11 protein-coding genes are annotated in these 13232 nt (G+C 46.8%); 9 read left to right on the forward strand and 2 right to left on the reverse strand.

From position 1 onward, the window contains the following. Positions 1–209: 209 nt before the first annotated feature. Positions 210–1124 carry an alpha/beta fold hydrolase gene (locus tag QUA97_RS22805; protein ID WP_333196269.1) on the reverse strand — a complete coding sequence of 305 codons (915 nt, stop codon included), beginning with the start codon at positions 1122–1124 and terminating at the stop codon, positions 210–212. Between the two features lie 253 nt (positions 1125–1377). Between QUA97_RS22805 and speB the strand changes: the two genes are divergently transcribed. The 9 genes from speB (at position 1378) to QUA97_RS22850 (ending at position 12148) form a co-directional block, all read left to right on the forward strand. After that, positions 1378–2307: an agmatinase gene (speB, locus tag QUA97_RS22810; RefSeq protein ID WP_194068423.1), complete on the forward strand. Its 930-nt coding sequence runs from the start codon at positions 1378–1380 to the stop codon at positions 2305–2307. Positions 2308–2440: 133 nt separating this feature from the next. Further along, positions 2441–2998: a thioredoxin family protein gene (locus QUA97_RS22815; RefSeq protein ID WP_194068421.1), complete on the forward strand. Its 558-nt coding sequence runs from the start codon at positions 2441–2443 to the stop codon at positions 2996–2998. 161 nt (positions 2999–3159) lie between these two features. Continuing rightward, positions 3160–3966 (forward strand): molybdate ABC transporter substrate-binding protein, encoded by an 807-nt coding sequence (gene modA, locus QUA97_RS22820; RefSeq protein ID WP_333196272.1) that lies wholly within the window; start codon positions 3160–3162, stop codon positions 3964–3966. Positions 3967–4116: 150 nt separating this feature from the next. Next, on the forward strand, positions 4117–5937 hold the full coding sequence (gene modB / locus QUA97_RS22825; protein ID WP_333196273.1) for a molybdate ABC transporter permease subunit: 1821 nt from the start codon (positions 4117–4119) through the stop codon (positions 5935–5937). A 101-nt stretch (positions 5938–6038) separates the two neighbouring features. Continuing rightward, positions 6039–6437: a peptide-methionine (R)-S-oxide reductase MsrB gene (msrB, locus tag QUA97_RS22830; RefSeq protein ID WP_194068416.1), complete on the forward strand. Its 399-nt coding sequence runs from the start codon at positions 6039–6041 to the stop codon at positions 6435–6437. Positions 6438–6623: 186 nt separating this feature from the next. Next, the gene (gene pyrH, locus QUA97_RS22835) at positions 6624–7352 is read left to right on the forward strand and encodes a UMP kinase (protein ID WP_228050104.1); all 729 of its coding nucleotides are present in this window, start codon (positions 6624–6626) and stop codon (positions 7350–7352) included. After that, positions 7339–7887: a ribosome recycling factor gene (gene frr, locus QUA97_RS22840; protein WP_194068474.1), complete on the forward strand. Its 549-nt coding sequence runs from the start codon at positions 7339–7341 to the stop codon at positions 7885–7887. The genes pyrH and frr overlap by 14 nt, the downstream gene beginning before the upstream one ends. A gap of 422 nt (positions 7888–8309) precedes the next feature. Then, complete coding sequence (locus QUA97_RS22845; RefSeq protein ID WP_333117696.1) at positions 8310–8765, forward strand: NADAR family protein; 456 nt, start codon at positions 8310–8312, stop codon at positions 8763–8765. A 374-nt stretch (positions 8766–9139) separates the two neighbouring features. Beyond that, a complete protein-coding gene (locus QUA97_RS22850) occupies positions 9140–12148 on the forward strand; it encodes a GAF domain-containing protein (RefSeq protein ID WP_333196274.1) in 3009 nt (1002 codons plus the stop codon). Between the two features lie 10 nt (positions 12149–12158). Here the strand turns inward: QUA97_RS22850 and QUA97_RS22855 are convergent, their stop codons facing one another. Next, positions 12159–12935 (reverse strand): pentapeptide repeat-containing protein, encoded by a 777-nt coding sequence (locus QUA97_RS22855; protein ID WP_194066463.1) that lies wholly within the window; start codon positions 12933–12935, stop codon positions 12159–12161. Between the last annotated feature and the right edge of the window lie 297 nt (positions 12936–13232).

The raw sequence follows: 13232 nt of genomic DNA on the forward strand, positions 1-13232 counted from the left end.
TACCGAGGACACGGCAGTGCCGTTTCCCTACCCAAAATAATATTGTAGGGAAACGGCACTGCCGTCTCCTAATTTCTTCTTCCTACTTCTTCCTTCGTGTTCTTCGCGTCTTCGCGGTTCAATAATACTTATGATACCGAGGACACGGCAGTGCCGTTTCCCTACCCAAAATAATATTGTAGGGAAACGGCACTGCCGTCTCCTAATTTCTAATTTGCTGCAATTACCGATCGCCCTTTAATCCAATCAAGTAAAATAGGATTGACCAATTCCGGCGCTTCATCCTGCGGACAATGGCCCACTCCCTCCAAAGGAATAAACTTTTCAACAGCCGGAAACTTCGCCAATTCTCGCCCCAGGGCGATCGGCTCCCAAGGGTCATTTGCGCCCCACAAAATCAAAGCCGGACAGCTTAAACGAGGCAACAAATCCTCCGGTAACGGGCCTTGAGAATAGCTGATAAATGCCACAAATACATCCACAGCGCCGCTATCTCGCGCTGGTTTTAACAAGATTTCTACAAGTTCGTCCGTGACAGCTTCCGGCTGGTGATAGGCTTGCAAAAGCACTTTTTTGACTGTTTTTGGCGTGGCTAATTGTTTGAAAAATAATTGACTTATCCACTTGACATTTAAAACTTTTTGTGCAATTGGCGCTCCAAAACTGCGATACCAAGGCATTTCGGCGCGCTTGCGATCGTGCAGCAAGCGCAGGGAACAATTGAGTAAAATTACGCCAGAAGCAATATCGGGAAAATCCACAGCGGCTTGCATAATTGCTACACAGCCGATCGAATTTCCCACCAAAAAAGCCGGCCCACCCGCAACTTCCCGACAAAAATCAGCAATTAACTCACCCCAAGTTTCAAAAGTATAGTCAATCTCAAACTTGGGCGCGGGCTTAGCAGAACCGCCAAAACCGATAAGATCGATCGCGTAACAGCGACAATCAGCAGCCAACACAGGCAAATTCTTGCGCCAGTGGCCCGAAGACGCGCCAAAACCGTGAACAAACACCACCGCAGGGCCCTCGGTTCCCGCAGCCTGGTAACAAATCGGAAAACCTTTCCACAGCCAAGTTTGAGGTGCAGCAAGTGTTGACAGAGTGGGAGTAGAAGGTGTCATGGGATTTTAGATTTTAGATTGGGCATGGGGCATGGGGCATGGGGCATAGGGCATGGGGCATAGGGCATAGGGCATAGGGCATAGGGCATTGCTAGCTGCTGCCTAATGACTAATGACTAATGACTAATGACTAATGACTAATGACTAATGACTAATGACTAATGACTAATGACTAATGACTACTTTGCAGTTAGAGCCGATACTATGCCACCATTAAAGATGCTGAATTTTTTGCCTTATTGAAATTTCCCCTATGCCACCGATCATTTCCACTGCTGTCGTACCCTTTCTCGGTTCCGAAATTGTACCCGACTACGACACAGCCAAAGTAGTAATCTTGCCAATTCCCTACGAAGCAACCACCACCTACCGCCGGGGGTGCGAAAACGGGCCGGCAAAACTGCTAGAAGCTTCTCACCAACTCGAATGCTACGACGAAGAATTAGATTCCGAAGTTTGCTATGATGTCGGAATTTATACAAAAGAGCCGATCGCCGACACCCGCAACAACCAACGGGTTTCATCCTCAGAAATGCTGCGAGTCACGCAACAAACCGTACAGCAGCTAATTGCGGAACAGAAATTTGTCATCTCCCTTGGAGGCGAGCACAGCATCACCGCCGGCATTGTGGAAGGCTACCGCCAAGGCTACCCGGATGAACCCTTCACCGTCGTGCAAATCGATGCCCACGGCGACTTGCGCCACGAATACGAAGGCTCGATCCACAACCACGCCTGTGTGATGCGGCGGGTTGTAGATATGGGCTTACCGACACTGCAAATCGGGATTCGCGCTATCTGCAAGGAAGAAGCCGACTTGATCAAAGCCAAACAGCTAAACGTGATTCGAGCTCGGGAAATTGCTACTCAACCGGATTGGGCCGATCGCGCCATTGCCAGCATAACAACCAAACGAGTATTTTTGACGATCGACCTAGACGGCATCGACCCGACATTAATTCCAGGGGTAGGCACACCCGAACCGGGCGGGTTAAATTGGTATTCGCTAACCGGATTTTTGCGGCGCGTCTTCGAGTCCTACGAAGTAATCGGCTGTGACATCATGGAATTAGCACCTGTTGTAGATTCTGTCGTCTCAGAATTTACCGCCGCCAAATTAACCTACAAACTTATTGGATATCAAGCGGCGGCTCAAGGTTGGCTAAAGCAAAACGAGGAATAAATCGCGAATTATCAATCAAAATAAGCTGTTGGCCAGGTTAGAATCAAAGTAAAACCCAAAAACAGCCAATTTGATTATTGCTGAGAATTTCATCTTTCACGCTCGCAAATACTGCTCTTAACCTCCTGAAAACATGAGTTTACCAATCGAAACAACAGGTACTTCAATTAATGGCTACGCTCCCGATTTTGAACTGCCGGGAGTTGACGATGAAGTTCACCATTTAGCTCGCTATTTAGAAAAATTTCGGGCGATCGGGGTAGTATTTATCTGCAATCATTGCCCTTACGTGAAGTTGTATATCGATCGCCTGAAAGAACTTCAAGCAGCTTTTCAAGATCGAGAAGTTACCTTAATCGGGATTAATGCCAATGATGCAAACCAGCATCCCGACGACAGTTTTGAGAACATGAAAATTTTTGCAGCCGACAATCAACTCAACTTCCCGTACATCCGAGATGTTGCTCAAGATGTCGCCCACAGTTTTGGGGCTTCTAAAACGCCGGAAGTTTTTTTGTTAGACCGAGACGGCAGATTGCGCTATAAAGGTTTAATTGACGACAATGCCGACGATGCAGCAGCAGTACAGGTTTCTTATTTGCAAAGTGCGATCGACCAATTGCTCAAAGACGAACCGGTAGAGCCTTCTATTACAGAGGCGATCGGTTGTTCTGTCAAGTGGCGAGAATAGGGATAACACGTGAAATTCGTAGGGACACGGCAGTGCCGTGTCCCTACCACTATTATTTAACGAACCGCGAAGATGCAAAGAGCGCGAAGGAAGAAAAAGAGGAAGATAGTTTTGTAGCAGTTTTGATATAATTCAAAATCAAAGATTCTAAACTATTTCTGATGAACCTAAAAAGAAAACGCATCCTTAACTTAATTCTAGTAGCCGTCGCGACACTGGTACTGCTGATTAGTTGGAACTTATTTCAGAATGTTTCCCCAGCCGCAGCACAGCAGCGCACGTCTTTAACTGTATCCGCCGCCATCAGTCTCTCGCCCGCCTTAACAGAAATCAAAACAGTATATCAAAGCAGCAATCCCAATACTATTATTACTTATAATTTTGGTGCTTCCGGCGCTCTAGAGCGGCAAATTCAGCAGGGAGCTCCGGTAGATATATTTTTCAGCGCCGGGACTAAACAAATGGATGGTTTGCAAAAAGCTAATTTGCTCCTTAACGAGACGCGCCGCAATCTGCTGACAAATCGCCTAGTTTTGATTGTTCCTAAAAATGGCGCTGTTTTGAGCGATTTTAAACAGTTGACAGAGGCGAAAATCAAGAAAATTGCGATCGGCGAACCGAAAAGCGTTCCAGCCGGACAATACGCTCAAGAAATGCTAACTAAGCTCGGATTGTGGCCGCAACTGCAGCCAAAATTAGTATTGGGAAATAACGTCCGCCAAGTCCTGACATTTGTCGAAAGCGGTAACGTTGATGCCGGTATAGTCTACACCACAGATGCCAAAGCATCCGACAAAGTAACAGTGCGACTAACAGCGGCAGAAAACTTGCACTCCCCCATTGTTTATCCGCTAGCAATTATCAAAAACAGCCGCAATCCCGCCGTCGCAAAAGCCTTTGTTGAATTTTTAGCAGGCGATCGCGCTAAAATAGTATTTCAGAAATACGGATTTGGTCTAGCTCGTTAATTAGAAACCCGGAGGGCGGGCACGGGGACACCGCCCCTACAGTTGATTCTCTTCCTTCTCTTTCTTCCTTCGCGCCCTTCGCGTCTTCGCGGTTCGTTAAAAAAAATCTCATTCACAAATTATCCAAAACTGCGATAATTCATCCAAAATATGGAATTTGACATATCTCCATTATGGATATCCCTAAAATCATCAGCCATCGCCACATTCTTTACCTTCTTTCTCGGAATAGCCGCCGCCCGGTGGATGCTTTCAACTCGCATCCCAGGTAAAGCCTTGATTGAAGGCATTTTCATCTCTCCTTTGGTTTTGCCGCCCACGGTAGTCGGATTTTTGCTGCTACTGCTGTTTGGTAGAAATGGCGCGATCGGTCAATTTCTTCTAAAATTTGATTTAACTATAATTTTTACTTGGCAAGCCGCCGTAATTACTGCCACAGTCGTATCATTTCCCCTGATGTACAAAACTGCTTTGGGGGCTTTTGAGCAAATTGATGCCAATCTTCTCAATGCAGCCCGCACTTTGGGCGCTTCGGAAGGGACGGTTTTTTGGCGGATTATGTTGCCGCTAGCGTGGCCGGGAATTCTAGCAGGAACTATTCTCGCATTTGCCCGCGCTTTGGGTGAATTCGGCGCGACGTTGATGTTAGCTGGGAATATTCCCGGACAAACTCAAACTATCCCGATGGCAATTTATTTTGCGGTGGAAGCTGGGGATATGAGTCAAGCTGCTATTTGGGTTTTGATTATTCTCAGTCTTGCTTTGAGCGCGCTCACTTTGGTTAATTACTGGACTTATTTACCAAGAATTTCACCTCAGCAAAATCCTAACTATCAACGGCAATCTAATCTGGCTAAATTTGCCTCTAATATTACCATAAAACCCCCAAAAAAACAACTGGAAGGCGGACTATTTTTAAATATTTTTAAACCTCTTTCTGGCTTTGCCTTGGAGGTCGGTTTTGAGATCGGTCAGGAAGTGCTGGGAATTCTGGGCGCGTCGGGTTCCGGCAAAAGCATGACTCTGCGCTGTATCGCGGGTTTGGAAACTCCCAGCAGCGGTAAAATTGCAGTTAATGGAAAGGTTTTATTTGACTCGGCAGAGGGCATTAATTTACCTTCTAAAGACCGCCGTATTGGTTTTTTGTTTCAAAACTATGCTTTGTTTCCTCATCTGAATGTGGCTCAAAATATTGCTTTTGGTTTGCAGCATTTATCTAAAAGCCAGCAAAAAATTCGGGTCAAAGAACAGCTTGTTTCGGTGCAAATGTTGGGACTCGAAAACCGCTATCCCCACGAACTTTCTGGTGGCCAGCAGCAGCGGGTGGCTTTGGCGAGGGCGATCGCCCCGAATCCCGATTTACTGCTGTTAGACGAACCGTTTTCGGCTTTGGACACGCACTTGCGGAGTCAACTGGAACGGGAGTTAATGCAGGTTCTGGCTAATTATCGGGGAATTACTTTGTTTGTCAGTCACAATTTAGAGGAAGTTTACCGGGTGTGCAAAAATCTGTTGGTGTTGGCTGAGGGAAGGGCGATCGCCTTTGATAGCAAACAGAACATTTTCGATCGCCCGCGCAACTTCACCGTCGCGCAGTTAACGGGCTGCAAGAATTTCTCTGCTGCTAAACCGGTTGCTGAAACTGTCCTAGAGGCGATCGGCTGGGGCTGCACTTTGACTGTAGTTGAACCAATTCCCAAATCTCTAGTTTCTGTCGGAATTCGAGCTCATCAAATCAGTTTTGTTAGCGGGTGCGATCGCGAAAATACTATTGCTTGTTGGGTAGCCTCAACAGTAGAAACTCCCCACCGAGTGACATTATATCTCAAGTTGCACTCGCCTCCCCATGATTCCCAAGATTATCACTTGCAAGCTGAACTTTTCAAGGAAAAGTGGCGGGCGATTAAGGACAATTCTTTTCCCTGGTATGTTCATTTGGAGCCAATTAGGTTAATATTAATGGAGGCATGAGTCAACAGTTAACAGCCAACAGCCAACAGTTAACAGTTAACAGTTAACATTCAACAGTTAACAGTTAACATTCAACAGTCAACAATTAACAACATTAAACCATGACAGACAAAGTTAAAAAAACCGATGCCGAATGGCAACAGCAACTCAGCCCAGAACAGTTCAAAGTTACCAGAAAAAAGGGAACCGAAAGAGCTTTTAGTGGCGAATATCACGACAACAAAAAGCCCGGAATTTATAAGTGTATTTGCTGCGGCACCGAGCTATTTAAATCAGAAACAAAATACGATTCCGGTACTGGTTGGCCGAGTTTTTACGCTCCCATTAACGAAGAAAATGTCAAGAATGAGTCGGATAACAGCTTATTCATGCGCCGGACTGAGGTACTGTGTGCTGTTTGTGACGCTCATCTCGGTCACGTATTCAACGATGGGCCAAAACCCACGGGCCAGCGTTACTGCATGAATTCTGCTTCTCTTGATTTCGTTCCCAAGGAATAAATTAAGTCCGCATTTCTCACCAAAAAACCCGGTTTCTGCCTTAACTTTAAGATTGCTCAAACAGAAGATTAGGCCGAGAAACCGGGTTTTTATCCGTTCCCAGCAGCCTGTTCCAAGCAATTGATGTTCAAAATGCACCCGTGCTGCTATCTTATGGTGGAGACAAAAAGAAAAAATAGTGGCGGCATGGGGATGGTTTATCAGCGGGTTTTGCTGAAGCTCAGCGGTGAAGCGCTGATGGGCAGCTTGGGCTACGGCATCGATCCGGTAGTCGTTGGATCGATCGCCCAGGAAGTGGCCAAAGTAGTGTCCGAAGGCATCCAAATCGCGATCGTTGTCGGCGGCGGCAACATTTTTCGCGGCGTAAAAGCTGCTTCTGCAGGGATGGATCGGGCAACAGCCGACTATGTGGGCATGATTGCTACGGTGATGAATGCTATCACTTTGCAGGATGCCTTGGAACAAGCAGGAGTACCAACGAGGGTGCAATCGGCGATCGCCATGCAAGAGGTAGCTGAACCCTACATCCGGCGGCGGGCAATTCGTCACCTCGAAAAAAAACGGGTAGTAATTTTTGGTGCCGGTTCTGGCAATCCTTTTTTTACTACTGATACTACAGCCGCTTTGCGGGCGGCGGAAATTGATGCACAGGTGATTTTTAAAGCTACTAAGGTAGATGGGGTCTACGATTGCGACCCCCACCTCAACCCCAACGCGCGCAGGTATCAAACCCTCACCTACGCCCATGTCTTGAACCAAGACTTGCGGGTGATGGACAGTACCGCGATCGCCCTGTGCAAAGAAAATAATATTCCTATTATGGTATTTGACCTCTCGGTATCGGGCAACATTTATCGAGCCGTAATGGGAGAATCTATTGGAACCCTTGTCGGAGGATTTTGTGAAGTTAGCTGAAGCAGAAGATCATATGCAAAAGGCAGTTGAGGCTACTCAACGGTCTTTTAATACTATCAGGACGGGACGGGCCAACTCCTCCCTCCTCGATCGAGTCATGGTAGATTACTACGGAGCACCAACTCCCATCAAATCCCTTGCCAATATCGGCACGCCGGATGCAACTACGATCAACATTCAACCGTTCGATCGCACAGCACTAACATCGATAGAAAAAGCAATTTCTCTGTCGGATGTAGGACTCGTGCCCAACAACGACGGTTCAGTTATTCGCTTGAACATTCCACCGCTGACAAGCGAAAGACGGCAAGAATTTGCCAAAATGGCCTCGAAATTTGCCGAAGAAGGTAAAGTCGCAATTCGGAATATCCGTCGCGATGCGGTTGACTCGATTCGCAAGCAAGAAAAAAGCAGCGATCTCTCTAAAGATGAATCGCGGGACTTGCAAGATAAAATTCAAAAGCTGACGGACAAGTATGTCGCCAAAATAGAAGAAGTTCTGGCAGCCAAAGAGAAAGATATCACGACTGTTTAGCACAGTTCAGTTATCCTAAAAAGCCAGTAAGCGAGCAGGCTTTCGGGCCTGCTCCCCAATAATTATTTTTTAGATCCGGTAATTCACCGGACATGGTAAGCTGTTGTGCATCCCAATTGTGTATGTGATTGAGGGGGAGAGGGGGAGAGGGGGAGAGGGGGAGAGGGGGAGAATGGGAGATGGGGAGATGGAGAGAAGATTTTTGATCGATCGTCGAAATATACAATTTAAATGCACAACAGCTTATTACAATACTTCGGACAGTTTTTTAATGCCTCTGTGGGACTTAAGCTCTGCAACCTGCTTTATCAGAAAAATCTTGATTTCTCAACTATCAAACTAGGTCGAAATCCGCTTGAATATCCGGGCGCGTGCGTCCGCGATTGTTGCATCTTCCTTGTCCTAGAAAATTTCAAATAATTATGATAATTTATTTTTATAAAGTAGAGGAGCCTTACGGCTGCTTTTCCAATTTTTCACCGCATGAGATTTTCCTGGGCGGTCAAAATTGGTTAACCGTGGAACATTACTATCAAGCCCACAAATTTGTTGGTAGCGTCGATAGAAGATTAGTGGCGGCGATTCGAGGCGTCGCAACTCCTCAAGAAGCAGCCCAATTAGGTCGCGATCCCCATCACCGGATTCGCGACGATTGGGAAGCGGTGAAAATTCCGATTATGCGCGAAGCAATTTTAACTAAGTTTCTCGCTCATCGAGACATTCAAGCTATTCTTCTGGGTACGGGGGAGCGAGTGATTGTGGAGGATTCGCCAACCGATTACTACTGGGGCTGCGGCTGCGATGGAACCGGCCAAAATCATTTGGGTAAAATTTTGATGAGCGTGCGACACGAAATTGGTCAGCGTCTGGGAGGCTGAGAGAAACTCAAATTCCTTTTTTTTTTTGATTATTATATGAAGTTAGACAAACAAATGTCAAGTTACCTTGATGATTAATAATTATGAGAGTGAGATTTTAAGATTGCGAGAAATTTATGAGAATATTATAATAATAATTATCATTCGGTTAAGCTTCTTGGTCTGTTGAAGGCAAAGACTAAACCGGGGCGATCGCACATTTTCCGTCCCCCAGCGCTCCAGCGTCCTCTCTAAGCCGCGCGCGCGCGCCCAATTCATTCTACAGATCGGTTAAATTAACAAATCAGGCAGGTGCAGTGCTCGTCAGAGCGATATGACAGCATATCAAAACTTCTTATTTTTATCGTAATTCTGATGATTGTCAAAGGAGATTTATGCAACTGACAGAAAACACACAAGAAGAATTAAATCATAAACTAGACAGAGAAATTTTGGTGCGGCGGATCACAGAACGCATCCGCCAATCTCTAGAATTAGAAGATATTTTAACCACTGCGGTAGCAGAAGTGCGGTCTTTTTTGAAAACAGATCGCATCATGATTTATAGGTTTAGTGCCGACTGCAGCGGAGAAGTTGTTGCCGAATCAATTAATAACAACCGTCTCCCTTCCTTGAAGGGTTTGCACTTTCCAGCAGACGACATCCCCCCCCACGCCAGGGAGATGTATGTGAGGATGCGCCAGCGGACAATTATAGATGTTAACTCCGGGACGATCGTCCTGAGTCCCCTCGATGCCGCCGATACTGGTCAACCTTTGCTAAATGAAGAAACGCACTACCGATCGCTCGATCCTTGCCACGCAGCTTACCTGATGGGAATGGGAGTGCAATCTTCCTTCGTCGTGCCGATTTTGCACCGCCGGATCGTGTCGAAAAACAGCCAAACAGAAGATATGTGCGAAGCCCCCGCGTGCGTGACTAGATACGAGCCGGGAAGCGATCGCCAAACTCACATCGAACTGTGGGGACTCTTAGTTGCTCACCACTCGGTTCCCCGCAATATTTCACCCACAGATTTAGAAGTAGTTCAGCTCGTAGCAGATCAACTGTCAAATGCGATCGGCCACTCGATCCTGCTCCACCAAATCCGCTCTCAAGCAGCCCGCGAAGCCACCGTGAGCCGCATCGCAACCATGTTGTACGGTCACGCCAATATTCAACTGCAACAGGCTTTAGAGGCCACTGTAGCAGCCTTTGGTGGCAGCGGTGGCAGAATTTATCTCAACGCCCCGAATGTCAAAAACAGCGACAAGTTATCGGTTAAGGGCGATCGAGCATTTGCCATTACTGCCCAAAGCGAGCCTAGCTTTGAACTGTTCGCCACCGGCGAGCAACCCACACTTTCCAACGGAGAAACACTAGGGGCGATCGAAGCTCATCCGCTCTGGCAGCAATGGCTGAGCAAAGGATTCAAAAACACCGAAAAAATTCCCAAATTCTCAACTTTTACTAATTCTCAATTCCCAGCTTGGATAATTACAGACCTCTACAAAGAATCTCAATTTCGAGTTTTATTCCCAGCTTTCCAAGCTACTAAAATTCGGGGTTTGCTGGTAATTCCCCTCCACCACGAACAACAAGTAGTAGGCTGTTTGACCATTTTTCGCAATGAAATTGATACCGAAAAAATGTGGGCGGGGCGCTTTGACAGCAGCGCTGCACAAACCCTTCCCAGACAATCCTTTGAAGTCTGGCGAGAAATCAAAAAAGGTCAGTCGCCGGAGTGGAAACGGGAAGATATCGAGCAAGCTTTAGCGATCGGCAGCCAATTTTGTGCGGCAATTGGGCAGTACCTACTTTATAAAGAAGTGCAGGCCCTGAATGCCAACTTGGAGCGCCAAGTTCAAGAACGCACTGCCCAATTGCAAAAATCCTTGGACTTTGCTCGAGTATTGACCAGAGTTAGAGACCAAATTCGCAGCACCTTAGATTTAAAAACTATCCTGCAAACTATTGTGCGGGAAGTGAGAGTTTTGCTCGATACGGATCGCACCGTAATCTATCAATTTACCGCCGCCAAACAGGGCGAGGTAGTTGTCGAAGCTGTGCGTGGCGAGTGGGAGTCAATTTTAGGTCTCAAATCTCCACAAGAATGCTTCCCCGAAGGCTCAGATTGCTTTTACCGAGCTGGACGAGTGCGAGCAATTAACGATATTGAGACTGAGGATTTAACGCCCTGTCACCGCGAATTTTTGGAAAAATTGCAGGTGAGGGGAAGTTTAATTGTGCCGATGATGGGCACAGATACCGAATGTTGGGGGTTGCTGATAGCCCACGAGTGTTCAGCGCCGAGGGTTTGGCAAACAGCAGAACAAGAGTTGCTGCAACATTTGGCCTCTCAAGCTGCGATCGCCATTCACCAAGCAGAACTTTATCAAGAAAGTCTCAATGCCGCAACTGCCGATCGAGCAAAAGCCGAACAGCTAGCTAAAACCCTCACAGAACTCAACAATACCCAAGCCCAACTGATTCAAACCGAAAAAATGTCCAGTCTCGGACAACTGGTGGCGGGAGTCGCCCACGAAATCAACAACCCGGTTAACTTTATCTACGGTAATCTTTCCCACGCCAGCGAATACAGCAAAGATTTGCTCTGCTTGGTGGAACTCTACCGCCAGCACTATCCCAATCCCCACCCAGAAATTAGCGAGTGCTCCGAAGCCATCGACGTTGAATTTCTGGTCGAAGATTTACCCAAAATTTTGACTTCCATGACAGTCGGATCTGAGCGCATCCGCCAGTTAGTTGTATCTTTGCGGAATTTTTCTAGACTCGATCAAGCTCAAAAGAAACCTGTTGATATTCACGAAGGCATCGACAGTACCATGTTGATTTTGCAACACAGATGCAAATCCCAGTCAGATCGCCCCAGCGTAGAAATCATCAAAGAATACGGCAATTTGCCCTTAGTAGAATGCTATGCTAGCTCGCTAAATCAGGTGTTTATGAATTTGCTCGGCAATGCCATTGACGCGCTAGAAATGGGACAAAAAGAGCAAATTATCAAGGTTCCCGGACTCTCTGGCAGCGCAGCAGCGACATATTTTAGCTCCCAGCAACAGGAGATAGAACCTGCAGATATAAAGGGCAGCAGCGAGTCTTTGATTCCTGATTTTTCCTACCCTTCCATTCGGATTCGTACCGAATTGATCGATGAAACAACAGTAGGAATTTGCATTGCAGACAACGGTCACGGCATTCCCAAAGAGTTAATTTCTCACATATTTAATCCCTTTTTTACAACTAAACCCGTCGGTCGGGGGACGGGTTTAGGACTTTCTATCAGTTATCAAATTGTAGTTGAGAAACACCAAGGAGCACTCAAGTGTATTTCTGTGCCAGGTCGGGGTACAGAGTTCTGGATCGAGATTCCGGTGAATTAGCAAGCTCTGCTTAAGGCAAGAGTATCTTCACCAGAACCGAACCGAGGGAGCCGAGAAGACTCACCAAGTTGCCGTTACCCCCAGTGCGCGGCTCGGTTGGTTTTTGGCGCGCCACAATGGCTTCGGCTAACTGCTTTGACAATTCCTGACCTTGGGGATTTCCTTGATCGGTAAAGAGTTGCTTAGCTCGATCGGCATCTTGAGTCGCCCCGGCGAAATCTCCCAAATCAGCCCGAGACATACTGCGCGCGAAATAAACGGCGGCTAGATCCGATTTCATATTCAGGGCTTGATTGTAATAATCAATGGCGTTTCTGTAGTTTCCCGCTTGAGCTTCCATTACTCCCAAGCGATAGAAATCTTCCGCGCTGCCGATATTAGTTGGCATTCCCCTAACTCCCAGCAATTGGGCGTTAGTTAAATTGGTGTCAGTTAAATTGGCATTGCTGAGATAGGCGCTTCTCAAGTCAGCTCCGCTGAGGTTGGCTCCGCTGAGGTTGGCTCCGGTGAGGTTGACACCAAACAAACTTGTGCCGCTGAGATTGGCTCCGCTGAGGTCGGCTCCGGTGAGGTTGGCTCGGCTGAGGTTCGCCAATCTCAAGTCAGCTCCTTTGAGATTCGCTCCTGTTAAGTTGGCTAAAACCAGACCGGCACTGCTCAGGTCGCAGTTGGGGCACTGTTTCGTGGCTAGTAATTGTTGCGTGTGTTGGATGTTCTCGGCCATTGCAGGAGCTAGAGGGGCGATCGTGCTCAACAGCGTTGCAGCAGCAAGGATTCTAAGTTTCATATTAACCATCCAAAATCCCAAATATTAAATCTAAAATAGCTTTTATCAAAGCAAGTGAAAGCCAAGATAACAGATATTGCTAAATATTACCTGATTCTAGACATCATAGATAGGGCTTACCCACGGGCGATCGGAAACTGGTTTTTTTAGGAAAATACGCGCGTTGTAGTCCACAGATCAGGTAAAAACCCGGTTTCTTTGACCTGAATGCGTCCAGGCCGATACATTGAAATTCACGTCCTCAACAGAGTCTCAAATAAACATTTCGCCACCAATAAATAAGGGTAACAAAAAGCT

The sequence above is a fragment of the Microcoleus sp. CZ3-B2 genome (assembly GCF_036705055.1).
GTDB lineage: Bacteria > Cyanobacteriota > Cyanobacteriia > Cyanobacteriales > Microcoleaceae > Microcoleus.